Raw genomic sequence first — 24,760 nt, 5'->3', positions numbered from 1 at the left:
AGCTACTTTCAGGCACCGTGTACGCCGCCATCATCGAGGGCAGCCGCAGTTTTGAGCATCTTCAAAATCACCAGCGCAAATGCCCGGCTCTTCGTCTCGTTATCCAGCACTTCCAACGACAGCTTTTCGTGATCGGTCATGGCGTCAAGCACCGTGTCGAGCACACGCTTGGGGAACAAACCGTGCATCACTTGATCGACCGAGTGGTTGTTTACCTGAGCCATCACATCCTCCTGGCGGCTAATGCGCTGGGCAATGCCCGTGAGGAACTGCAATTGGTCATCATCGCTCACTTCGGCACCGAAGATATCATTCAGCGCCTCGATGATTTCTGACAGGCGCTTCTTCTCCGGATCATGAGGCTTACCACTACCTACGTCGCTACCAGGCTTGAGGTTGTATTCGCCGGTTTCGTCGCTGAGGCGTAACTGGTGTGCGGCACGCTTGCTCAGACGATAGTGGCTCAGTTGCAGCTCGCCGACGTCCACATCGTCTTGTAGTAGACGATCTACCCGTAGTAGCGGGTGCAGGTGCTTGGCGTACACGCACAGTTGCTCTAGTTCGCGATCTTCGTAAGGCACGATCTGCGACAGAAACTCGTACAGACGCACAAAGCTTTGCAGGTTCTTGCAGAACAGGTCGAGCTGATCGACCTGCTCGCCAGCTTCTTTCAATGCGTGCTCGGCTTTTTTCAGTCCGGCGCTGTCGCCATTGGCCTCAGCAGTGCGCTTGTAATCCAGTGCCTGCTGACGCGATTCCAGCGAGAAGGCGTAACGCTTGGCAAAACGCTCTTTGGCCGGCGCACAGTAATAACTAAGTTTGCTGGCTTGCGCCTTGGGGTCGAAGAAGGCCAAGGCAAACGCTTCAACCTCCTGCCAGTGGTAGATGCCCTCGGCATCCAGTTTTTTCTGCAGGTCATAGATGATCTGCGGGTCGGTCACGTCGGTCAGCTCGGCTTTGGTGTAGTACGGCAAGAAGGCATCGAGAATATCCTGCGGCTCGTTGAAGAAGTCGAGGATGAAGGTTTCCTTGCTGTCACCAAAAGTGCGGTTCAATCGCGACAAGGTCTGCACGCAGTCCACGCCTTGCAGCTTCTTATCCACGTACATGGCGCACAGCTTGGGCTGATCGAAGCCAGTCTGATACTTGTTGGCCGCGATCATCACGTTGAAGTCTTGGGTGTCGAAGGCGTCCGCCAGATCGCGGCCATTGAGGCCAGCGTTGAGAAGATTGCTGTTTTCCGTCACCTCTTCGGGAATCACGTCATCCGGCAACACGCTGCCGGAAAATGCCACCAGCGGGTGTACATCGCTGTAACCCATCTGCTGCACATACGCCTTCACCGCCACCTGGTAGCGCACCGCTTCCTGGCGGCTGCTGGTCACCACCATGGCCTTGGCCTGGCCATTCAGCAGGCCACGGATATTGGCGCGGAAATGCTCGACGATCACCTCGACCTTCTGGCTGATGTTGTACGGGTGCAGACGCACCCAACGGGCCAGCTTGATGCGCGCTTTCTTGCTGTCCACCTCGTCGTCTTCGCCATCCGGGTGGGCGATCTTCCAGGCGGTGCTGTAGGTGGTGTAGTTACGCAGAACGTCGAGGATAAAACCCTCCTCGATGGCCTGACGCATGGAATACAGGTGGAACGCCTCGGGCTTGTTGCTGGAGCTGGCTGGCAGCGTCGGGTCGGCCGGGCGCCCGAACAGCTCCAGGGTCTTGGCCTTGGGCGTAGCGGTAAAGGCGTAGTAGCTGATGCGCTCATTCGGTTGACGCGCCTGCACGGCGGCGTCAAGCAGCTCTTCGGCGCTCACCTCTTCGGCCTCCAGCGCATCACTGCCAAGTATCTGTTTCAGCTTGCTGGCCGATGAGCCGGTTTGCGAGGAATGCGCCTCGTCGGCGATTACCGCATATCGCCCGCTGGCCAGCTTGGGGTATTTGTCCAGGGCATCGAACAGCGCCGGGAAAGTCTGGATGGTGACGATGATGATGCGCGTCTGCTCGGCCAGCGCTTCGGCCAACTGTTCGGACTTGCTCTGGTTGCCGACATCACGGCTGATCGGTTTGACTACACCCTGAGCGTGCTCGAACTGGTAGATGGTGTTCTGCAGCTGGCTATCCAGAACCGTACGGTCGGTGACCACGATCACCGAGTTGAACAGGCGCTGACCGGCATCGTCGTACAGCGAAGCGAGCTGATGCGCGGTCCAGGCGATGGAATTGGACTTGCCTGAGCCGGCGCTGTGCTGGATCAAGTAACGCTTGCCCGGTCCTTCGGCCCGGGTGGTCTTGATTAGCTGGTTGACCACTTCCCACTGGTGATAACGCGGGAAGATCATCGTTTCCTTGGTTACCGGTGTGCCGTCGAAGCCTTCGCTGGTTTTCTTGTCCAGGTGCAGAAAGCGCCCCAGCACCTTGAGCCAGGCATCCGGCTGCATCAGGCGTTGCCACAGGTAGCTGGTGGCATACTGGCTGTCGTCCTCGGGCATCGGGTTGCCCGCACCGCCTTCCGCGCTGCCAAGGTTGAACGGCAAGAAGAAGGTGTCTTTACCCGCCAGCTTGGTGGTCATCGCCACCTCGTTTTGGCCCACGGCAAAGTGCACCAGCGCGCCGCGCTTGAAGGTCAGCAGCGGCTCGGGTTTGCGCGTCAGCGGGTCTTTTACCGGGCGGTCGTAACGGTACTGGCGCTTGGCGTTTTCCACCGACTGCTTGAACTCGCTTTTCAGCTCCAGCGTGGCGGTGGGGATGCCGTTGACGAACAGCACCAGATCCAGCCGTGGGTTGTAGCTCTGCTCGCTGCTGCCGGCCTCGCGCGCATGCGGCGAGTAGGACACCTCCGGCACCACACGCAGACGGTTGCACTGGTAACGTTTGAGGGTGTCCGGGTTCATGCCGTGGTCGGGCTGGAAGCTACACAGCTCCACCTTCACTGCCGGCAGCTTGAAGCCATGGCGCAGCACATCCAGGGTGCCGCTCTGCTCAAGCTCGCGGACCAGCTTTTGCACCAGCACATCATCCGGGTTATTGGGGTTGGCCTTGGCGAACTTGTCCCAACGCTCCGGCCAGGCCTCCTTGAAGTAGCCCAGCACATCTTCGGTATACAACGCCGTGCGCCGATCAAAACCGCTGGCCGTGCCGACTAGCCAGCCTTGGGCGGCCAGGGCGTCGATAATGTCGCGTTGAAACTGAGCTTCCTTGCTGTCCGCCATTTATACGGCCTCTACTTCTAGTGACTCAGGAGCTTGCGCGCGGGTCGGTGGCTGCCAGCCGCGCACGTCGATTTTGCCGGTGACAGCGACGGAGATTAGGGCGGAGCGGCGCTCCTGCAGAAGGTCTACTGCCGAAGTGGCTTGGCTCACTAACTCGTTAAAATTGGAATCGTAATTTTTAACAAAAGCGACTATCGAGTATTGGGTATCTAACGGTGGTGACACCAAAGGCAAGTCACCAAGGATGGCCATATTCAACCCTTCCATTGTAGAACCTTGCGACTCCTCCCTCAGCCTACTTTGATATCGCAAACTCATAAGCAATATCTTTACAAATTCCGGAACCACCTTGCTTGATGCAAATTTATAACGCACAAGCCTGGGATTAATTATTCCAACTTCAACCCCAACAGGTACTACAGACACCCTCCCGATTGTGCCCATCACGGAGACAAGCACATCTCCTGGGAACACAACGTAACGCTGCATCTCACTGAATTTTTCCTCGGAAATGTAATAGTCACCTATGGCGAAGTCATCCGATATGATTTGCTGCTGGCCGTAAACTCTATAGCCAGAGTCGGTGTACATGGATTTAGTTAGCGAAGCACCGTACGGCCCGGCAACCTTCTCCTCGACGAGAAATTTCAGAGGTGATACCGCCCAATGCGCCGGCACCTCGCCTAGCCACTCCACGCCGGAGTCTTTCATCGGCACCGTGGGGTCGAGGCCTTTGGTGACGGCGTGGGAGATAACGGCCTGACGCTTTTCCTTGAGCAGTTCGATCAGGCGCCGTTGCTCTTCGATCAGCGCGTCGATGCGAGCGGTTTCGTGGTCGAGGAAACTAACGATCTTCCTCTGCTCAGTCTCGGATGGAACTGGCAGAAAAATCTCACCAGCATCTGCCCAACGAAAATCAGTTGAGCGCTCTCGAATTCCCTTTGCCAAAGATGACACAAAGCCTGCAACCGCCATGTTTCGTAGGAGTCGTGCGTAATAATTTGAAGAAACACTCGGCGATACCGGAGTGCAAACTGAGTAAACAGGTGTGGATTTTCCGTCAGAGTCAGAAACGCCGATTGCTCCAGCAAAAGCGTCCATTGCGTGAATGACTAAGTCTCCGACGCGAATACCTTGATAGCCAATTTCTTTGACAGCATTTGTAAATCCATCAGTCCGCCGATTATCTCGAAGAGTTACCGCGCCATCGCGAAAGCAAGTGACGATCCTGTCTTCCTCTCGAATCTCGCGTTTAACAAGATCAAAAAGAAATTTCAGGCGCTTGCTATCCCAGTGTTCGGGAACAGTTCCCAGCCAATCAACACCAGAATCCTTGTATCCCGGATAAGTTGGCAAGCTCATGCCGACAGCCCCTCAATCATCTGCTTGATGCGGTCGGTACAGGCTTTTAGGTCGCGGTCGATCTCGGCAAGCGGGCGCGGCGGCTGGAACACATAGAAGTGGCGGTTAAAGGGAATCTCGAAGCCGACAATGCCGACTTCGCCGTCCAGCGCATCGGTTTTGCTTTCGTCGATCCAGGCATCTGGCACATGGGGGATGACTTCGCGCGCAAAGTACTCGTGCACCGATTCGCCCAACGGCACGTTCTCGTTATCGCGCAGGCCGGCGTCGGCTTCCGGCTGGCCTTTGGTCATGCAGATATCCGCCTCGGGGTCGCGCTCGCTCAGGGCGCTCATCAGGGCTTTGAGTTCCGGCGTACTTAGGCTGACGCTGTGCGCGCTGAGGGCTTTTTTCAGCAGCTTGCTGAACTGCTCGCGGTTGCGATGCAACTGGCTTGCGTCCATCGCTTGCAGGGCGGCCAGTAGCTGCTGCTGAGCGGCGCTGTCGTGTTTCTGCAGGGCTTTTTCTTCCAGCACTTTAGCGATGCGTTCGGCGCTGGTTTGGAAGTTCAGGCGCAGCGGGCGTTCGACGGTGATACGCCGGTAGCCGAAGGCGTCGATGTGGAAGGTTTTGCTCTGTGCGGTTTGCTCGAAGCTGCCATACAGACGCACCAGTTCACTGATTTGATCCTCGGTGATGTACTGGCGCTTGCTGCCCAGCCCTCTGCGCATTTTGGCGTAGTGCTGGCTGCCGTCGATCAGTTGCACCTTGCCCTGACGCTCGGCGGCCTTGTGGTTGCTGAGTATCCACACATAGGTGGCGATGCCGGTGTTGTAGAACATGTCCGTCGGCAACGCGACGATGGCTTCGACAAGATCGTTCTGCAGCAGGTAGCGGCGAATCTCCGACTCACCCGAACCCGCGCCGCCGGTAAACAGCGGCGAGCCGTTGAGGATGATGCCGATGCGCGAGCCACCGTCGCGCGGGTCACGCATCTTGCTGACCAGGTGCAGGAGGAACAGCAGCGAACCGTCGGACACGCGCGGCAGGCCGGGGCCGAAGCGGCCGTCGAAGCCCTTGTGGCTGTGCTCATCGGTGATCTGCTTCTGCACCTTCTTCCATTCCACGCCGAACGGCGGGTTGCTGAGCATAAAGTCGAAGCGCTTGTCGGCCAACTGGTCGTTGGACAGGGTGTTGCCGAGCTTGATGCTGGCCACGTCCTGGCCCTTGATCAGCATGTCCGCCTTGCAGATGGCATAGGACTCGGGGTTGAGCTCCTGGCCGTGCAGCGACACGCTGACCTTCTCGCTGATGGACTGGATGTACTCATCACCCTCAGACAGAAAGCCGCCGGTGCCAGCGGTTGGGTCATAGATCGTGACGATGCTGTTGGGCGCGAGCTTGTGGTCCTGATCGGTGATCACCAGCGAGGTGGTGAGGTGCACGATATCGCGCGGGGTGAAGTGCTCCCCGGCGGTTTCGTTGGAGCTTTCCGCAAACTTGCGGATCAGCTCTTCGAATATAATGCCCATGCCGAAGTTGCTGATGAACTCGGGGCTCAGATCGGTGGCGGCGAAGCGCTGCACCAGCTGATACAGCAGGTTGGCGGTTTCCAGCTGCTGAACGAAATCTTCAAAGTGAAAGTGCTCGAAGATCTCGCGGGCATCCTTGCTGAACGCCTGCACGTAGCTCATCAGGTCGGCGGCGGTTTGGGTGTCTGACAGCGTGCCAAGGGTCAGTGGCGAGCCGTTGAAGAACTGCTGGCCGGCAGCGCGCAGCAGAATCATCTCACGCACTTGGTCCGGACGGCCTTCCTGAGCGAAGGTTTGTTTGATCACCTCACCCTTGGTCGGTGCGAGCACGCACTCCATGCGCCGTAACAGGGTGAATGGCAGGATGATGCGACCGTATTGCGATTGTTTGAAGTCACCGCGCAGCAGATCGGCAATGGACCATAGAAACGCGGCCGTCTGGGAATGATTTTCCGTGTTCACGCAATAACTCCTTGGAGTACGGGCAAAAACGCAAGTTTACCCCTTAGAGCTGGCGCCCTGTCACAGAACCGACGGCCTATTTTCACTCCGCTCCGAATACTCAACGGTGCTAAGGCCGCACTCGAACGTTAGCCAGCAACGATATGTCTGCTGCAATGTGTTCTCGAAACGGGGTTTTAGCAGTCTATGCAGTGGTTCCCCGGCAAAAACCGATCAGCCAGCCTAACCATTTAAGTAGCGGGATTTCTAAAGCAACTCATCGTCGTCATCTGTTGCACATTCATTGCTCGCGCCCTTTCGCTGGCCCGGAGAGTCGTCATTTGAGCACAATGTGTTGTCGCTGTGCGCGCCTGGCGGATACCTTCTGATGCTCAGTTGTCATCTACTGTCGTTCTCCCGCTCCGTCATGGACTGGACTGCCCCCGGCATCGTAGACATCTCCAGCCTATGCTTTGAGCATAGGAGGAAGTTTATGAGCACCCAACGATTCACGCCGGAATTCAAGGCAGAAGCCGTGAGGCAGGTTATTGAACGCGGATACTCCGTTGCGGAAACAGCCGAGCGCCTCGGCGTTTCGACCCACAGCCTCTACAAATGGGTCAAAGCCGTGACGCCTGACAAAACCGAGAAACAGGCCAGCGAGTTGCTCGAAGCCAAAAGTGAGATTTTGCGGCTGCGAGCCCAAATGCGACGCTTGGAAGAAGAGCGCGACATATTAAAAAAAGCAGCGCGGTACTTCGCCAGGGAACCCGAGTGAAATACCGCTTTATGAACGAGCATCGGCATCAATACGCGATCACTACGCTGTGCCGGGTTTTGCAAGTTGCTCGTGCCGGGTTCTATCAATGGCTACACAAGCCTGTTTCTGACCGCGAAAAAGAGAATGATCGGCTGTTAGGGCTGATCCGCGACTCCTATGCGGCCAGTCGAGGTGTGTATGCCGCACGGCGGGTGTTTGCTGACTTGCGCGAGGCTGGAGAAAGTTGCGGCAAGCACCGTGTCGCGGCACTGATGCGCACCAATAAAATCAAGGCGCTCAGAGGATATAAAGCCCCGCGCGCAATCAAAGGCAGACCATCGATCATTGCCCCCAATCGACTTAACCGGGCCTTCACTGTCGATGCCCCTAATAAGGCTTGGGTGACCGATATCACTTACATCCGAACGTGGCAGGGATGGCTATATCTGGCTGTAGTACTGGATCTCTACGCTCGCAAGGTGGTCGGCTGGTCAATGAAGCCAACGCTAGGCAAGGAGCTGGCGCTGGACGCGCTGCTCATGGCGGTATGGCGCCGTAAACCCAAAACCAGAGTCATCGTGCATTCGGACCAGGGTAGCCAATATGGTAGCGATGACTGGAAACGTTTTTGTCTGGCCAACCACCTCGAGCCGAGTATGAGCCGCCGTGGAAACTGCTGGGACAATGCCGTGGCTGAGTCTTTTTTCAGTAGCCTGAAAAAAGAACGCATCCGCAAGAGGATCTACAAAACCCGGGACATGGCCCGTGCCGACGTATTCGATTACATTGAGGCGTTTTACAACCGAACGCGTCGTCACAGTCACCTGGGCGGCGTCAGTCCTGAGGCCTTTGAAAGTGCCTCACTTTGAGGCTGGAAAATGTCTACGGAAACGGGGGTAGTCCACGTCAGCAAACACCATGCCGGCGCGGGTAGGCGATAGCACGCAGGTTCTGCTGCCGCGCATTGTTCGTGCGCCTTCCCTCCCCTATTTCGACCGCAGGTCAGTCCTGCCCGCCCTCCTCCCTCTTGTGCTTACGGTAACGGGAGAGCGAAATCCCCGTTTGGCGCTTGAAGTAGCGACACAAGTAAGATGCGTCGGCGAAGTTCAGTTCGTCGGCCACACGGCCAATAGCCAAGTCACTGTATGAAAGGAGAGCCTTGATTTCCAACGTTACCTGCCGATCAATCAGGCCCTTGGGGGTGTCATTGAAAAACGCTTTGGTCAACTGCGACAGGTAGAACGGCGTGATACTCAGTGCGTCGGCGTAGAACTTCACATCTCGGTGGCGGATGCAGTGTTTGCCTATCAATTCCCAGAAGCGCCAACTGAGCATTTCCTTCCTGCTGAATCCCCTGTTCTCTATTTGGTTGGCTGGAAGTTGCTCGGCTATTTTCAAAAAGAGGGTCTGCAGTTGATTGCGCAACATGATGCGTTGGTAGGTGGGGCAGGTCTGCGCAATGTTCCGCATCTGCGTCACCCACCCCTCTATCAGCGGCATGTCGTCCTTGGATGGGACGCAATGAGGATGGTCATGCAGAAATACGAACAAGGTATTTGGCAGTGGGTAGGCAACCTCCGCTGCAAAGTTTTTCGGCATAAGGCAGAAAAACACCTTGAAGCGGCGCGAGCGACGTTTGAGCAGGGCAATCGTGTCTTCAGCCAGCAGCATCACACCACCGCGCCTGACCGCATGCTCTTTGAAGTTGAGAGTGAAGTGGGCGCTACCGCAGAGGCATACCAGCAGCGTCAAGTAAGCATGACCGAAGGAAAGCGGTAAACCTAGCCCTTGCGCGAGCGTGGTTTCTCCCATCCGCATCGATTCGTCAGGAGCGGAAAGTTTCGGAATGTGATGCATAGTGCCCCAGCGCTACAACAAACAAGTGCCACAATCGTATCAGCGCCTGGTGAAACTGTTTTGAAAAGTACCGAAAAAGCCGAGGTACTAGCGTGTACCGATGGTCTGTCTCCCAATACTCTGTCCCGAACGCACCAATCCATTACGAGTACAGGCCATGACACTTAAAACAGAACGCCTCTTGCTGCGTCCCTGGCAGGACACGGACGCCGCCGATCTATACGAATATGCCAAAGACACCCGAGTCGGCCCCATCGCTGGCTGGCCTCCGCACACCAGTGTGGAGAACAGTGCCGACATCATCCGCACAGTCTTCAATCACCCAGAGGTGTACGCGGTCGAATTGAAAGAAAATCGCCGTGCTGTTGGTTGTGTGGGCATTCTCATAGGCAGCAACAGCAATTTTGAAATCAGTGAGCAGGAAGGGGAAATAGCCTACTGGATCGGCGTGCCTTACTGGGGCAAAGGCCTGATTCCGGAAGCAGTGCGTGAAGTGATGCGACACGCTTTTGAAAACCTGAACCTCAAAGCACTTTGGTGTGGTTACTTCGCCGACAACATCCAATCCCATGCTGCTCAATCGAAGTGTGGCTTTCGCTTTCATCACACCGAAGAAAACAAATATAACCAGTTCCTCCAAGACTATCGGACGGAACACATCAGCCGCATCACCTACCAAGAATGGCTGGAACAGAAAATGACTGGGTCTGAAGTAACAAGAGACTCTGCCTACCTTGACCCCGCAGCCAAGCACACCATTGCTCGCTGACATCCACATGACATCGAAACACCCCCATTTCGTCATATTTCTGCAATGAAACCATGCGAGTTTTGTCGGCGGAAATAGGACATAACAGTATGCTTTAGCACGCTAATACGCTGTTTTAATTATGGAAAATGGATTCTAAGGAAAGTCGATGTCGATGTTTTGTCAGATCATGGATAAATCTGAGAGTGGTGGGTGCGGGTGCAAGATCCCATCCAGTGTGTTAACGAAGATTCTGTCGCAAACTGCAGCAGCCAATACGGTTTCGGATGACAAGGTGGTGTTGGGCTTTGAGTCTTCTGACGATTGCGCCGTCTATGACGCAGGTGAAAAATATCTGTTATTCACCACCGACTTTTTCTCTCCGATAGTCAACGATCCTTATATCTTCGGCCAATTGGCAGCCAGCAATGCTGTAAGCGATATCTTTGCTTCAGGCGGGAGTCCGCTTATTGCCAACTCGATCATGGCGTTCGACCCGGAACAGGTTTCGGTCGAGCAAGTTACGCAGATGATCCTTGGCGCCCAGTCGGTGATGAACAGGTTCAATGTCAGCATCGTCGGTGGTCATACGATCAAGAACAGCCAGCCCTTGTATGGCTTCTCGATCATTGGCGAGGTGGAAAAACACCGGTTGAAGAAAAACAACACGGCCAGGGCCGGTGATTTGCTGGTCATGACGCGTCCGATCGGTGTCGGCATCCTCGCCAATGCCCTGAAGAGCGGAGTGATTGAACAAAAGGATATTGCTGCGTCGACGCTTGCCCAGATTACCGGCAACAACGCGTTTGGCCGCACGCTGAGCGAAAGCCCTGAGGTGAGCAGTTTGACTGATATCACGGGGTTCGGTTTGATCGGCCATATCAGTGAGATGGTCGGGCTGGGGCAACTGGATGTTGACCTGGATACAAGCGGTCTGGTTTTTTATGACGGCACAGAGTCATTGGCAGTGGCGGTGACTTCAGCTGACAGCGGTATTTTCTCTAACATTAAAAAGTACGCGCAGAACGTGGAGTACCTGACTGATCCTCCATTAGCTAGAAAGTTTCTGTTGCATGATCCGCAAACGAATGGCGGTTTGCTGTTCACGGTGAGTGCCGAAGGGTTTGAAAAGAACCGTCAGAAGTGGCAGGCGCTTTGCCCTGATCTGATTGTTATCGGTCAGATGACGGAAGGGACCGGCAAGATCAAGGTCTGCTGAGATGGTAGCCGTGACAATCTACCCGGTTATGGTCGGTGTGGGCATGGTGGCTGGTTTCATGTCAGGTCTGTTCGGTATCGGTGGGGGCATCATCGTGACGCCCCTGTTGGTGCTGATTTACCCGATATTGTCCGGTCAGAAACTGCCGATTGAAGTCGTGACGGGTCTTTCTTCCGCACAAGGCTTCTTTTCGTCCCTCGTGTCGTTCGCGCTGCACCGCATCAAGTTTCAGCCGGATTGGCGAGTGATCAGAAGCTTTGCTGTACCGATGGCTGTCGCCAACTTTTTTGCCTCGCTCCATGCTGATGCATTCAGCGAAAACTTCATCCTGTTCGTCTTCGGGCTGCTGGGGTTGATGTCGCTGTTGGTGACGCATCTGTTCCATAGACCGGTGGCCCTGTTGTGCAACCATCAATCGCTGTCGTTGCCACTGATAGGGCTGGTGCTTGGCGTATTGTGCGGGCTGGTCGGCCAGGGCGGCGGGTTCATCTACCTGCCTGTACTGATCAGCTTGTTTGGTCTGCAGATAAAGCAGGCCATTTCGACCTCGGCGCTGATCGGAATCATCGGAGCAAGTGGGGCTTTACTCGGCAGAGTGGGCTCCACCATGGACTTTCTCGGCTACACCGGTGAATTGGTACTGGGGATAGTGGTGGGTGGTTTCCTCGGAGCCATGCTTTCTCATCGGCTGGACTCAAGGCATCTGAAACAGGCACTGAATGCTTTCGTTTTGCTGTGCTCGATCCAGCTCATGCTGCGCCTTATTGTTTGACCCGTGAGTCTCTGTTCGCATTATGCGAGCAGCATCCTGAATGACATAAAACAGAAAACTGGAAGTGTTTGATATGGATATTGCTGTGGATGCAGTTTATGCCGACGTCTGTGGTTCGGCACCGGTTTCAATGGCTGTCAGCAACATGCTTCAGGCGTTGTTCTCGACCCGCCAATGCGCCAACCCCAACGCCAATCACGCCCTCGGCGTTCAATTGCTCGAACGAGTCGAACGGGCGCGTGGCCGCATCGCCAGCCTTTTGAAAGTGGACGCCGACTGCCTGATTTTCAACAGCGGCTCCAGTGAGGGCTGTAGCCAGGTGTTTCATGATTTTTTCGAACGCTACAAACATGAGCAACCCTTGGTGCTGTACTCAGCGATCGAACACTCCTGCACCCTGCAGAACATAAACCGCTACGGTCTGGAAGGTCTGCAATCCATAGCGATCGGGCATCAAATGAACGGACTGCTCGACACTGCACAATTGGAACAGCTGCTCCGCACCCATGCAGGTCGCCCGACATTGGTTTGCGTTATGGCGGTGCATAACGAAACCGGCGTGATTCAACCGATCGAAGCAATCGCCCGACAAGTGAAGGCTGGGGGTGGTTTGCTATTTTCGGACATGACCCAGGCCATCGGCAAAATCCCTGTGGATCTGCACGCATCCGGCGTTGATTTCGCTATTGCGTCAGGACACAAGTTCGGGGCGTTGCCCGGTGCCGGTTTTCTATACGCCAGAAACCGCTACGGTTTGTCGCCATTAATTGTTGGCGGTGGCCAGGAAGGCGGGTTGCGCGGTGGTACTCAGAACTATCCGGGCATTCTTTCGATTGAAACTGCGTTGCAGGAGAAACAGCACAAATACGGCAACGGTAAAGTCGCGGTACAACAGAGCCGGGAAACATTTGAATCTAAGCTGCAAGCGATGCTGGGCGAAGTGGTCGTGATCGGTCAGCAAGCACCGCGTGTACCGTGTGTGAGCTTTATTGCATTGCCGGGCGTCAATACAAAAAAACTGCAGCTTGCCTTGAACAGGCAGTCGATCTACATAACCGGTGGGTCGGCATGCTCGGACAAGACACTCAGCCTGTCCAACACGGTTACACAACTGGGATATTCCGAGCAGATCGCCGGGGCCACGGTGCGCATTTCCATCGACGAAGAACATTGTCAATTCGCGTATGAGCGGATTCTGGAGGGGATCGCTCAAGCGCTGAAGCTGTCTTCGACTGTCTCGGCAGCTCACGCTGTGGCCCACGTGTTATGAGGGTGGTGACCTCAGGCTCGGCGTACCTGGACATCGATGCGTATGCCTGCTGCATTGCGTACGCCGAGCTGTTGAATCGCCAAGGCATTGAGGCTCGGGCCGTCAGTAGCGCCCCGCTCAATGCCAGCATCTCCAGGACTGTGCTCGGATGGCAGTCATCTCTGGATGACTATCTGCCGAGAGCGGGTGATGAGTTCGTGTTGGTGGATGTCTCCGACTACCACTATTTCGACCCCGTGGTGGTTCCTGAACAGGTGGTGGAAGTCATTGACCATCACCCAGGCTTTGAAAACTATTGGGCGCAGAAGCTCGGTTCTGCGGCAGACATCCTGCCAATCGGCGCAGCGGCGACCCTGATTTTTCAGCGTTGGGAAGCGTTGGAGCTGTTGCCGCTAATAAGCGAAAAAAGTGCTGCGTTGCTGGCCACAGCTATTCTGGACAATACCCTGAATTTCACCGGGCAGTTGACCACCCAATCGGATATCCGGGCTTATGAAGTCCTCGCACGGCGGGCGAAACTGGAAGCGGGCTGGCCCGAGCGGTACTTGCGCGAGTGTCAAGCCACTATCGAGTCAGACTTGATTGGCGCGTTGGCGGTTGATATGAAGCGGCTGAAAGCCGATAGCAACCTGCCGCAGGTTTTCGCGCAGATGGCGGTGTGGGATGCCAGTGCGCTGATCCAAACGCATCGGTCAACGCTCGCCCACTGGATGGCCGCGCAGGGTGAAGACTGGCTGTTGAACGTCATCAGTATCAGCGAGTGCAAAAGCTACTTTCTGGCTGAGCCCTTGGCCAGCCAACAAAAGTTGAGCCATTTGCTGTCGATCCAATGGCAGGCCGGAATGGCTGTCCTTGAGCGCCCGCTACTGCGTAAGGAACTGTTGAAGTTGGGGTTGGCGCGCACCTGCGTTGTTCCAACAAGCCTTCGCGGCAGTTAAAGAGGCTGCCGTGGCTGGGGATCATGCGCAATTTCATTGACGCCGCTGACGGTGCACCCCGTCAGGGCCAGGGCAATACATCCTCCTGTAATGACCTGACAATTACGCAGGCGCCGCGCATTGTCATGCAATCGGCCGCCCCTGGCCATAAGTGAACAGGCGTCAGCTAGCGCCTGACGAATCATCGTTTGTCCCCGCCATAGGCCTGAAATCTAATCCATCGCAAACAACTAACAATAACTGCGATGGAGCAGACCCACCCATGTCCCCTACCTTTTCTCTATTGATCCTTGGCGCGTCCATTCTGTTGATTGTCGTGCTGATCGGTAAATGCCGTGTGCATCCGTTCCTGGCCCTGATCGCCGCCAGTCTGCTGGTGGGGGTCGGCACGGGCATGACTCCCACCGCGATTGTCTCGGCATTTGAGAAGGGCATGGGCAGCACGCTCGGGTTTCTCGCCGGCATCATTGGGTTGGGCAGTATCCTCGGCAAGTTGCTGGAGGAGTCTGGCGGCGCCAAGCGCATTGCGACCACGCTGCTGCGGCTGCTGGGTGAGCAGAACGCCGCGTGGGCGATGATGCTGGTGGGCTTTATCGCCGGGATTCCGGTGTTCTTCGAGGTGGGATTTGTGCTGCTGATCCCGCTGATTTATGTGGTTGCCCGTCAGACTCGGATTAACCTGTTGTACCTGGGTGTGCCGCTGGCGACTTCGCTGATGGTGGTGCATTGCATCCTGCCGCCGCACCCCGCCGCCACGGCCATTACCGGCATGCTCAATGCCGATATCGGCAAGGTGATTTTGTACGGGCTGATCGTCGGCTTGCCCACTGCCGTGATCGCCGGTCCGATCTGGGTCAAGCTGACCTGTGCGCGGCAGGCCCCGGCCAACCAGGCGCAGTTTTTGGCTGAGCGTGGTGAGGGGAGCATCGACGACAGTCAGGCCCCCGGTTTCGCCATGGCGATGGTCACGGTGCTGCTGCCCTTGGCGCTGATGGTCGGCAAAACCCTGGCCACCCCTTTGCTGGCCAAAGGCTCGATGGCGTTTGAGTGGGTGTCTTTCATAGGTAACCCGCTGATTGCCCTGGCGCTGTCGATTTGCTTTGCCTACTGGTCCCTGGGCCTGCGCCGTGGGCTGGGCATGGGCGATTTGCTCGACCTGACCCACCGCTGCTTCCCGCCGCTGGCCGGTATTCTGCTGGTGATCGGCGCCGGCGGGGCGTTCAACGACATGCTGGTCGGCAGCGGCATCGGAAAAGTCCTGGCGGACGTGCTGGGCCAGTCCAACATCAACCCGATCATCCTGGCGTGGTTGATCGCCGGGCTGATGCACTTCGCCGTGGGCTCGGCCACCGTGGCCATGATCAGCACCGCCGGCATGGTGCTGCCGATCCTCGGACAGAACCCGCAATACAGCCCCGAGATCCTGGTAATCGCCATCGGTGCCGGCGCCATCGGCTGGACCCACGTGACCGACTCGGCGTTCTGGGTCGTAAAAGAGTACCTGGGGATTTCCCTCTCCGAAGCCCTCAAGAAATTCACCGGCGCCACCGTGCTCGCCTCGGTGGCAGCCCTGGTCTTTACCCTCATCCTTTCCCGGTTTGTGTGATGAACCCCACTCCAAAGGCAGTTCCCATGATTCAAGGCAAAACCCTAGACGCCTGGTATGCAAGCCATCCCGTCATCCAGCAATTGGTCGCACTTGAGCCGATCAGTTGGTTCAACCCCGCGATCGCCCCGGCCGCTGTAGCGCTTGAGGATGTCGGCCTGACCCTGAAGGATGTACAAGACGCCAGCGCGCGCCTGCTTCGCTTCGCGCCCTACCTCGCCAAGGTGTTCCCGGAGACGGCGGCGACGGGCGGTATCATCGAGTCCGCGATCCAACCGCTGAAGGCCATGCAGCACGCGCTGTTGAGCGAAGCCGCACTCCCCGACTGCGGCGCGCTGTGGCTGAAAAAAGACTGCGACTTGCCGATCTCCGGCTCGATCAAGGCCCGGGGCGGTATTCATGAAGTGCTCAAGCACGCTGAAGACCTGGCCCTGCAGGCAGGCCTGATCACCCTCGACGACAATTACGCAGCCTTGGCCGGCGAGCGCGCACTGAGGTTTTTTAGCCAGTACAAAATCGCCGTGGGCTCCACCGGCAACCTTGGCCTGTCCATCGGTATCATCAGCGCCAAGCTGGGTTTCCAGGCGACGGTGCACATGTCCTCGGATGCGCGCCAATGGAAGAAGGACAAACTGCGCGCCAGCGGCGTGACGGTGGTGGAATACGCTTCCGACTACAGCGTTGCCGTGGAAAACGGCCGCCAACAGGCGCAAAACGATCCGGCCTGCTATTTCATCGACGATGAAAACTCGCCCCACCTGTTCCTCGGCTATGCCGTGGCCGCCGAGCGCCTGGCCCGGCAATTTGAAGTGGCCGGGGTGCGGGTGGACGCCGAGCATCCGCTGTTCGTGTATCTGCCCTGTGGTGTCGGCGGCGGCCCTGGTGGCGTGGCGTTTGGCTTGAAGCTGGCGTTTGGCGATGCCGTGCACTGTGTGTTTGCCGAACCGACCCACTCGCCATGCATGCTGCTCGGTGTGTATACCGGGCTGCATGACCAGGTGAGCGTGCAGGACTTCGGCATCGACAATGTCACCGCGGCTGACGGCCTGGCAGTGGGCCGCCCCTCCGGCTTCGTCGGCAAGGCGATGCAGCGCCTGGTCGATGGCTACTACACCGTCACCGACGAAGAACTCTATCGCCTGATGTTCCTCGCCCACGACCTTGAAGGGGTAAAACTCGAACCTTCGGCCCTGGCCGGCGCGCCAGGCATTGTGCGGGTGCTCAAGGACGCGCAGTATTTGCAGCGCATTGGCGTCTCGGCGGCACAGTTGGCCAGCGCCACGCACTTGATCTGGGGCACCGGCGGCAGCATGGTTCCCGCCGAAGAGTTCGCCAACTACCTGGATAAGGGGCGCGCACTGCAAACCACAATCCATCGTTGATCGCCGGCGGTTGACGCGAAGAGGGACACCCACATGGCAGCACTTGGCCTGGGCAAAGCGCCGAAGCTCACCGGCGCCCACCTGTCCAACCTGCATACCTTCCTGGTCGCCGCCCGCCACCTCAGCTTTGCCCGCGCCGCTGACGAGCTGTGCCTGACCGCCAGTGCGGTCAGTCACCGCATAGCGCGCCTGGAAGAGGAACTGTCGCTCAAGCTGTTCCATCGCTTGCCGCGCAAGGTCGACCTGACCGATGACGGCGAGCGGATTTTCAAGGTCATGCAGCACACCATGGACACCCTGTCCGAGGCCGTGCAAGAACGCTCCGACAGCCAGATCGAAGGCCAGCTGTGCTTTTACGCACGGCCCTCCGTCGCGCAATGCTGGCTAGTCCCCAGGCTGGCCGATTTCACCGCACGCTATCCCGGGATTCAACTGGATGTGCGGGTCGGCAACGAACCGATCGACTACCGCACCCGGCGCATCGACCTGGTGCTGTGCTACTCCAACGGCGAGCATCCGGGCCTGGAAAGCCTGCGCCTGATGCCCGAGCGGATTGCCCCGGTGTGCAGCCCGCAATATGCCCAGGCCCATGGCTTGATCGGGCATCCGGAACGCCTGGCACAGTGCACGGTGCTGCACGATGTGGCGGCATGGGACAACATTTCATTCGATGCAGAATGGCGTTTATGGCTGGATGCGGTGGGCGACAGCAGCGAACTGCCAAGCCGCTTCATGACCTTTGACCGCTCCGACTTGAGCACCCTCGCGGCGATCAACCATGCGGGCGTGGCCATTGGCCGCGAGCAACTGGTGCGCAAGCGTGTGCAAGATGGCGAACTGGTGCTGCCGTTCGGCGGGTTCAGGGAGGCGTTCAACTATGGCTACTATCTGGTCCACCCCGCCCACGAAACCCTGCCCAGACGGCTCAAGGCGCTGATCGACTGGCTGGTCGAGCAAGCCGACAATTGACGCCTCTACCCGCGCGCAAATCACGATGACCTCAGGACTCCGCCATGCCGCTGAACTTTCACAAGATGCACGCCAATGGCGATGATTTTGTCGTTGTCGACGCACGCAACGCCACCCACCCTATCACCAGCGCCCTGGCCAAGCGCATGGGGGATCGCCACCGTGGGGTTGGCTTCAACCAACTGGCGGTGATGCTCGATTGCGACGATGCACAGGCGCGGGTGGTGTTCTGGAATGCCGATGGTTCTGCGCTGGATACCTGTGGCAGCGCCACGCGAGGGGTTGCCGAGCGCTTGATGCGCGAATCCAACAGCACCTCGGTGATACTGCGAACCAACCGTGGCCTGCTGACCTGCGAACAAACCACCAGCGGCGCGATTACCGTGAGCATGGGCGAACCGCTGCTCGGCTGGTCGCAGATCCCCTTGGCCACGGCCTTGGATAGCCTACGGCTGCCACTGGCCGGAGAGCCCACCGCATGCAGCATGGGTAATCCGCACTGCACCTATTTTGTCGATGATCTGGCGAACATTGACATCGCGGCCGTCGGCTCGTTGATTGAAACCAACCCGCTGTTTCCCGCGCGCACGAATGTGCATTTCGTCAAAGTCATCAACCGCAGACATATCCGGCTGCGCATTTGGGAGCGCGGTGGTGGCGTGCCGTTGGGGTCTGGCTCGTGCTCGTGTGGTGCGGCGATCAATGGGATACGTCGGGGGCTGCTGGACGATTGCGTTGAGGTTGAATGTGATGGGGGCAGCGTCACGGTGCAATGGCGTGGCACCGGCCCGGTGCTGCTTACCGGGCCGGTTGAATGGGTGTTTTCAGGGACGTTTGCGGCCTAGAAATCCCAGCGCGTAGTCACCATCACATTGCGCGGGTCGCCGTAATACGCCGAGTCGTAGAAGCCGATGTTGGTGTAGTACGCCTTGTCGAACAGGTTGTTGACGTTGAGCGTGGCCGACAGGTTTTCCGTCAATTGATAACGGGCCATCAGGTCCACCAGCCAGTACGGGTCCTGGGTGAATTTTTCGCTCTGGCGCGTGCCGGGGTTGTTGACGTTTTGCCAACCGGCAGCCTGCCAACGCGCGCCACCGCCCAGGGTGAGCTTGTCCAGGCGGCCCTGGAGTTTGTAGCTGGTGTAGAAACTCAGTTGATCTTCCGGCTCCCAGGTGGCGACCTTATTCTTGTCGGCATCGCGGGCGATCTTGTGGGTGTAGCCGGCCTGTAGCTGCCAGCCGGGGCTCAGTTCGCCGGAGATTTCCGCTTCGTAGCCCTTGGTCTCGGTTTTAGTGCCGATGTAGGAGTAGTCCACGCCCGGCTGGGAGTTGTAGGCCGTATCAGCAACCGGGCGGTTTTTTTCGTGGACCTCGAAGTAAGCCAGGCTGGCGTTCAGGCGCCCGTCGAAGAACTCACTCTTGAGGCCCAGTTCGTAGTTCTTGCCTTCGTTGGGATCAAGCATGGTGCGCGTACGGTCGCGATACTGGGTTTGTGGCTGGAAGATTTCGGTGTAGCTGGCGTAGGCCGTGAAGTTGTCGTTGAGGTCGTAGGTCAGGCCGGCATAGGGCACGACCTTGCCGCTTTCCCGGGTGTCGCTGGTGCCCGTGACCTGGTAGTTGGCGATGCGCGTGCCCAGCAGCAAGTGCAGGTCATCCATCAGGCTGAAGCGCCCGGTGATGTAGCTGCCGGTCTGGCGCGTGGTTTCGTCGTTGATCCTGGTCGGTTGGTTCCACAGCGGCTCGATGGCTTCGCCGTGCCACTTGTAGAAGTCGTAGGAGTTGTCGAAATAGGTCGCGCTGCCGTAGTCCTTGCCCTTCCATTTGGAGATGGACAACGACTGGCCCACCACCAGTTGATGCTCACGGCCAAGCAACTCAAACGGCCCGGACGCGTACACATCGACGCTGTCACTGGTGGTCTCGCCGGTGTATTTACGCGCAAAGATCGAGCTGGCGCTCAGGGAGTCCTGGGAGATGTAGCCCAGGGGCGCGTTGTAGCCGTTGATCTGATGGTTGTACTGGCCCTTGGTCACCCAGCCATTGTCGAAGGTGTGTTCCAGGGTGGCGAACAGGGTGCGGGTGTACTGCTCCCAACTGCTCCACTTTGGCCCATTGTTGAACGAGCGCGGCAGGTCCAGTTTGTTGCCGGCCGGGTCGAAGATGGTCCGCGTACCGGTCCAGCTGGAGCCTTTCGGATCGCTGTCCTGATAGTCGGCGCCCAGGGTCAGCAGGGTGTCGGGATCAAGGTCGAATTCAAGGATGCCGTAGTAAACGCCGGTTTTGCGCGAATAGTGGTCGAGGAACGATTTTTTATCCTGGTACGCCGCCACGGCCCGGCCGCGCACGTTGCCGGTTTCGGTCAACGGGCCGCTGACGTCGATCTGCGAACGGTAGTTGTCCCAGGAGCCGGCGCCCAGTTCGATGCTGCTCTTGAACTCCGAGGTCGGCTTCTTGCGAATCAGGTTGATGGTACCGCCCGGGCCGCCCGCGCCGGTGAGCAGGCCGGTGGCGCCCTTGAGCACTTCGACGCGGTCATACAGGGCCATGTCGGTCAGGGTCTGCCCCGCCGAGTACTGGGCGTCGCGCAGGGTGGGAATGCCGTCGTACTGGAAGTTGACGATGGAAAAACCACGGGAATAGTAGTTGGTGCGCTCGGTGTCGTAGGTCGACACGGTGATGCCGGGCGTGTGGCGCATCACGTCGTCGATGGCATTGAGGCCGAAGTCATCCATCACCTGGCGCGTGACCACCGAGATCGATTGCGGCGTTTCCCGTGGGGTGAGCACCATCCGCGTGGCGGTGGCAATGGTGCCCGGGGTGTAGGAGCCAGTGCCTTCGGTGATCGAGCCCAACTGGTTGGCGCTGATCTGCGTGGCCTGCAATTGCACTTGCCCGTCTACGGCGGCCCGCGCCACCACGCGATAGCTGCCCTGCTCATACTCGGCCTGCAGACCCAGCGGTGCCAGCAGGCGCTCAAGCCCCTCGGCCAGGGCAAAACTGCCGTGCAAGCCCTGGCTGTGCACACCCTTGGCCAGCGCCGAATCGATGGCGATCATCACGCCCGCCTGATTGCCGAAAGCACCCAGCACGCGATCCAGGCTGCCGGCAGCAATGTCGTAGGACTGGCGCGAGGCCTGTTCGGTCGCCGGTTGCGCAGTGGCGGCCATGGCGCCGTGGCTGGCCGTTGCCACGGTTAAACCAACGATTATGGCGCGCAGGGCGCTGGCAAGCGGAGTGACGCGGCTGTGCATAAAGACTGTCCTGTGGTGAAAGGTTGGGGGCGCTCTTATTCAGCGTCTTCCCTGTCTTGATGCACGAGATGGCAAATACTGCCGGCCCCATGGAAATTTTTTACCTAGGCCGCCACCACCGTCGCCAGGTAGCCGAAGACCCGCTGCACGCGCACCGGCAGCACCTTGGCCAGCAGATCGAGGCTGGCATCCGGGCGGTCGAGGGAGAACGAACCCGAGACTTGCAGACCGGCAACCGCCGGGTCACAGCGCAACACCCCGCGCCGGTAACGGTTGAGCTGATCGACCACCTGGGCCAGCGGCATGCGCTCGGCAATCAGCAAGCCACGGCTCCAGGCATCGGCGGCGGGCGCGAGGGGTTGTGCCGGGCCGCTTTGGCGGCTGTCGAAGGCCAACTGCTGGCCGGCGCCGATCGACACCCGGCCACCTTGCTGCGGTTCGATCGAGACATGGCCTGCGAGCACTTGCACCAGGGTCCCGTGCTGGCCTGGCAGATCCTGGCTGATGATAAGCCGCGACAGCGCCACCGGCCGCACCCAGCCATGGGCGGTCTTGACGCCGACGAAGGTGTCCGCCGCCGTCGCCAATAGCAAGCGCCCCTGGTTCAGGGCCAATTGCGGGCCGCGCACATCCACCGCCGTCTGGGTGTCCAGTTGCACCGCGCCAGCGCCGGCCAACTGCAAGGGCCGCCGCTCGCCGGTGGTGGTGCGGTAGTCACTGAACAACTCCGGCAATACCACGCGCTCGCGCACACCCAGGCCCATGGCCGCCGCAATCCCCAGGCCGGCGAAACCCTTGAGCAGCGTGCGCCGCGAGGTCAGGCTGCGCGCCCGCAACAACTGGCGGGCGGCGGGCGCCGGCAGGGCAACGGTGCTGCTACGCAGGTCGCGGCTCAAGCCGGTCAAGCGCTGCCAGGCCAGTTCATGCTGGGGATTTGCATTGCGCCAGGCTGCACAAGCGCGTTGCTCGGCGGCGCCGCTGACGCCCGATTGCAGGGTGACCATCCACATCAGCGCCTGGTCCAGCACGTATTCATCCAACAATTGATCGTCGGTTGGCTGGAACATCGTCATGCCTGGTACACCGCCAGGTAACAATGCCGATAGGCCTTGAGCATGGCCTTTTGCACAACATTCACGGTCAGGCCCAGTTGCTCGGCGATCTGTGGATAAGTCAGGCCGTCCAACTGCGACAACAGGAAAATCTCCCGCACCTTGCTCCCCAGCCCGTCCAGCACCTGCCCGACCGCATCCAGTGCTTCAAGTACCAACAAGCGGGTCTCCGGCGACGGCGCGTGTTCCGGCTCGAGGATCAACAGGGATTGTTCGTACGCACGCTCCAGGGCCTGGCGGCGAAAATACTGGCCGCACAGGCGGCTGGCGACCGTGGTGAGATAAGCCCGCGGCTCACGCAACAGCGGCAAGGGCCCACTGCTGAGGATGCGCACGAAGGTATCCTGAGCCAGGTCCAGTGCCTGCTCCTGCCCACCCAGCTTGCGCCGCAGCAACTGCACCACCCAGCCGTGATGCTGGGCGTAGAGCTCACCCACAGCGCGGTGGGAGGAAGAGGATGAGGCCATCGAGGTGATTTCCGGACTGGCAGCTGACGGGAAGTGCGTATGATAATACTTCTCATTAGAGACAAATAGAAGTTTATACTCCCTGCTGTTTTATCCGACCCAAACACAGTGCCTGTCGCGTTTACCCCTTTCCTTCAATGCATGGAAGCCATTTGAATTGAGAAGACCGCTGACCTCTACACGCCTGCTCGTCGGCCTGGGCGTACTACTTTTCGTGGCAACAATCGGGTTATGGGTGTTCTGGCTCGACCGCATCGTGTACTTCAATACGTTGAGCGTGATGATCTGCCTGGTGACATCGCCCCTTTTGGCTGCGGTGGCATTTGTGATGGGGGTGCGGCGCAGGAATCCGCGCCTCAAATTTACAATAATGGACTCGCTGGAAGAGGCGATCTCGGCGCTCGCCGTTATCGCCGTGGCAGAATTTTTCGTGTTGTCATTGCTTGTGTTTTTTTCCAGCACAAGACCGGGTGACTACATCGCCCGCTACGAATACACCTCCGGCGGCAAGCGGTGCAGCGGGTTACAGGTCTACGATCGAGAACTCGAAAAACATATAAAAATCTGCCACCCGGATGCGCTTGGGGCGGGTGGCAAGGTCAGGGTCGAAAAGCTCAGTGGCCCGTTGGGTATCACGGTGAAGCGCGCCGAACTCCTTTAGCCCGCCGCACGCGTCTCAACCCGGCGCCCACCGTGAATCACCCCATGCACCAGCAACCCCGCCACCAGCCCCCAGAACGCGCCGCCAATGCCCAGCAACGTGACATTGGCCGCCGTCGCCAAAAAGGTGATCAACGCGGTTTCCCGGGTGCGTGTATCGGCCATCGCATTGGCCAGGCTTGAACCGATGGCGCCGAGCAGCGCCAGGCCCGCCAAGGTGGTGATAAACGCGCGGGGCAGGACCATAAACAAGGTTGCCAACGTCACGCCAAACACCCCGACCAGGATGTACAGCGCCCCACACACCAACCCGGCGATGTAGCGTTTGGACGGGTCCTGATGGGTATCGCGCCCGGTGCAGATCGCCGCCGTAATCGCTGCGACATTGAACCCGTGGGCGCCGAACGGTGCCATCAACAAAGACCCCAGGCCGGTGACGGTGATGATCGGGTTGGCGCTGGTCTTGAACCCATCGTTACGCAGCACCAGCATGCCGGGGATGTATTGCCCGGTCAGGGTAATCACGAACAGCGGCAAGGCCACGCCAAAAAACGCCGCGATGGAAAAGTGCGGCATTTCAAACACCGGGGCGGCCAGTTGCAGCTCCAGGCTGTGCAGGTCAAGGCGCTGTTGGGCGAGCAGCAGCCCCAGGCCAATCAACAGAATCCCGACCATCGCATACCGTGAAGTGAAGCGGCGCAGCACCGCGTAGGACACCACCAGAACAATCACCAGCAGCGGGTCCGCACTGGCCCCACCAAACGCCGCCACACCAAATTGCAGGAGAATCCCCGCCAGCAAACCCGCCGCAATGCCACCGGGGATCAGCCGCACCAAGCGCTCAAACGCACCACTCAGGCCCAGCACGATAAAACCGATGGCACACATCACATAGGCACCGATCACTTCGGCATACGGTGTAAACGGCATGACCGTCGCCAGAAAGGCCACCCCCGGCGTCGACCACGCGGTGATGATCGGCTCGCGGTAGCGGTAGCTCAACCACGCGCCGGTCACGCCCACGCCAATACTCACCGACCAGACCCAGGAAGCGGTTTGCGCCGCGCTCAACTGCGCCAGGTGGGCAGCCTGGAACACCAGGACAAAGGTGCCCGCGTAATTGACGATGACCGAAATCAGCGCACTGATGCTGGGTGACAGGTAGTCGGCAAGGCGTAGGCGTGGGGCGGGTCGGTTCATGGCGCGTTCCTTGTGTTGAGGCCGCAC

At 58.6% G+C, this 24,760-nt stretch carries 19 protein-coding genes; 11 read left to right on the top strand and 8 right to left on the bottom strand.

Annotated elements, in window-relative coordinates; translation table 11 throughout:
* Nucleotides 1-8: 8 nt before the first annotated feature.
* From PSFL_RS05950 to PSFL_RS05940, 3 genes are read right to left on the bottom strand one after another with little or no spacing between them, the layout of a single operon-like run.
* Nucleotides 9-3,209, bottom strand: coding sequence for a type I restriction endonuclease subunit R (locus PSFL_RS05950; RefSeq protein ID WP_397469812.1), 3,201 nt, complete (start codon nt 3,207-3,209; stop codon nt 9-11).
* The gene (locus tag PSFL_RS05945) at nt 3,210-4,571 is read right to left on the bottom strand and encodes a restriction endonuclease subunit S (RefSeq protein ID WP_397469811.1); all 1,362 of its coding nucleotides are present in this window, start codon (nt 4,569-4,571) and stop codon (nt 3,210-3,212) included.
* On the bottom strand, nt 4,568-6,544 hold the full coding sequence (locus tag PSFL_RS05940) for an N-6 DNA methylase (protein ID WP_397469810.1): 1,977 nt from the start codon (nt 6,542-6,544) through the stop codon (nt 4,568-4,570). Before PSFL_RS05940 ends, PSFL_RS05945 begins: the two co-directional genes overlap by 4 nt.
* A 472-nt stretch (nt 6,545-7,016) precedes the next feature.
* On the opposite strand from PSFL_RS05940, the gene PSFL_RS05935 reads away from it, so the two are divergent.
* Nucleotides 7,017-8,152, top strand: a protein-coding gene (locus tag PSFL_RS05935) for an IS3 family transposase (protein WP_397469809.1) whose coding sequence is annotated in 2 segments (ribosomal slippage) — nt 7,017-7,269 and nt 7,269-8,152 — 1,137 coding nt in all. Because the reading frame shifts where the segments join, the coding sequence is not laid out codon by codon here.
* 133 nt (nt 8,153-8,285) lie between these two features.
* On the opposite strand, the gene PSFL_RS05930 is transcribed toward PSFL_RS05935, so the two are convergent.
* A complete protein-coding gene (locus tag PSFL_RS05930) occupies nt 8,286-9,140 on the bottom strand; it encodes an AraC family transcriptional regulator (RefSeq protein ID WP_198800004.1) in 855 nt (284 codons plus the stop codon).
* 157 nt (nt 9,141-9,297) lie between these two features.
* On the opposite strand from PSFL_RS05930, the gene PSFL_RS05925 reads away from it, so the two are divergent.
* The 9 genes from PSFL_RS05925 (at nt 9,298) to dapF (ending at nt 18,889) form a co-directional block, all read left to right on the top strand.
* A complete protein-coding gene (locus tag PSFL_RS05925; RefSeq protein WP_397469808.1) occupies nt 9,298-9,909 on the top strand; it encodes a GNAT family N-acetyltransferase in 612 nt (203 codons plus the stop codon).
* 148 nt (nt 9,910-10,057) lie between these two features.
* Nucleotides 10,058-11,107: a selenide, water dikinase SelD gene (gene selD / locus PSFL_RS05920; RefSeq protein ID WP_170045348.1), complete on the top strand. Its 1,050-nt coding sequence runs from the start codon at nt 10,058-10,060 to the stop codon at nt 11,105-11,107.
* A 1-nt stretch (nt 11,108) separates the two neighbouring features.
* The gene (locus PSFL_RS05915) at nt 11,109-11,879 is read left to right on the top strand and encodes a sulfite exporter TauE/SafE family protein (protein ID WP_057440193.1); all 771 of its coding nucleotides are present in this window, start codon (nt 11,109-11,111) and stop codon (nt 11,877-11,879) included.
* A gap of 73 nt (nt 11,880-11,952) precedes the next feature.
* The gene (locus PSFL_RS05910) at nt 11,953-13,149 is read left to right on the top strand and encodes a cysteine desulfurase family protein (protein ID WP_057960600.1); all 1,197 of its coding nucleotides are present in this window, start codon (nt 11,953-11,955) and stop codon (nt 13,147-13,149) included.
* Nucleotides 13,146-14,087, top strand: a complete 942-nt coding sequence (locus PSFL_RS05905; RefSeq protein WP_057440195.1) for a bifunctional oligoribonuclease/PAP phosphatase NrnA — start codon at nt 13,146-13,148, stop codon at nt 14,085-14,087. Before PSFL_RS05910 ends, PSFL_RS05905 begins: the two co-directional genes overlap by 4 nt.
* Nucleotides 14,088-14,349: 262 nt before the next feature.
* Entirely contained in the window at nt 14,350-15,693 is a 1,344-nt protein-coding gene (locus PSFL_RS05900) for a gluconate:H+ symporter (protein ID WP_397469807.1), read from the top strand.
* Between the two features lie 26 nt (nt 15,694-15,719).
* The gene (locus tag PSFL_RS05895; protein ID WP_397469806.1) at nt 15,720-17,075 is read left to right on the top strand and encodes a D-serine ammonia-lyase; all 1,356 of its coding nucleotides are present in this window, start codon (nt 15,720-15,722) and stop codon (nt 17,073-17,075) included.
* A 33-nt stretch (nt 17,076-17,108) separates the two neighbouring features.
* A complete protein-coding gene (gene dsdC / locus PSFL_RS05890; RefSeq protein ID WP_120731537.1) occupies nt 17,109-18,044 on the top strand; it encodes a DNA-binding transcriptional regulator DsdC in 936 nt (311 codons plus the stop codon).
* 44 nt (nt 18,045-18,088) lie between these two features.
* Nucleotides 18,089-18,889 (top strand): diaminopimelate epimerase, encoded by an 801-nt coding sequence (gene dapF / locus PSFL_RS05885; protein ID WP_397469805.1) that lies wholly within the window; start codon nt 18,089-18,091, stop codon nt 18,887-18,889.
* Here the strand turns inward: dapF and PSFL_RS05880 are convergent.
* From PSFL_RS05880 to PSFL_RS05870, 3 genes are all read right to left on the bottom strand, one after another.
* Nucleotides 18,886-21,294 (bottom strand): TonB-dependent siderophore receptor, encoded by a 2,409-nt coding sequence (locus PSFL_RS05880; protein ID WP_397469804.1) that lies wholly within the window; start codon nt 21,292-21,294, stop codon nt 18,886-18,888. The genes dapF and PSFL_RS05880 overlap by 4 nt on opposite strands.
* Nucleotides 21,295-21,398: 104 nt before the next feature.
* A complete protein-coding gene (locus PSFL_RS05875; protein WP_397469803.1) occupies nt 21,399-22,367 on the bottom strand; it encodes a DUF4880 domain-containing protein in 969 nt (322 codons plus the stop codon).
* Entirely contained in the window at nt 22,364-22,873 is a 510-nt protein-coding gene (locus PSFL_RS05870) for a sigma-70 family RNA polymerase sigma factor (RefSeq protein WP_057440199.1), read from the bottom strand. Before PSFL_RS05870 ends, PSFL_RS05875 begins: the two co-directional genes overlap by 4 nt.
* Nucleotides 22,874-23,030: 157 nt before the next feature.
* Here PSFL_RS05870 and PSFL_RS05865 point away from each other — a divergent pair, with 157 nt between their 5' ends.
* Nucleotides 23,031-23,534, top strand: a complete 504-nt coding sequence (locus tag PSFL_RS05865) for a hypothetical protein (RefSeq protein ID WP_057440200.1) — start codon at nt 23,031-23,033, stop codon at nt 23,532-23,534.
* On the opposite strand, the gene PSFL_RS05860 is transcribed toward PSFL_RS05865, so the two are convergent.
* On the bottom strand, nt 23,531-24,733 hold the full coding sequence (locus tag PSFL_RS05860; RefSeq protein WP_397469802.1) for a benzoate/H(+) symporter BenE family transporter: 1,203 nt from the start codon (nt 24,731-24,733) through the stop codon (nt 23,531-23,533). The two genes, PSFL_RS05865 and PSFL_RS05860, sit on opposite strands and share 4 nt — an antisense overlap.
* Nucleotides 24,734-24,760: the final 27 nt, after the last annotated feature.

Source organism: Pseudomonas sp. DD1, from assembly GCF_044510355.1.
In the GTDB taxonomy this organism is placed as follows: Bacteria; Pseudomonadota; Gammaproteobacteria; order Pseudomonadales; family Pseudomonadaceae; genus Aquipseudomonas; species Aquipseudomonas shahriarae.
Note: the sequence above shows the minus strand (reverse complement) of the source record. Positions and strands in the feature narration are given on the sequence as shown.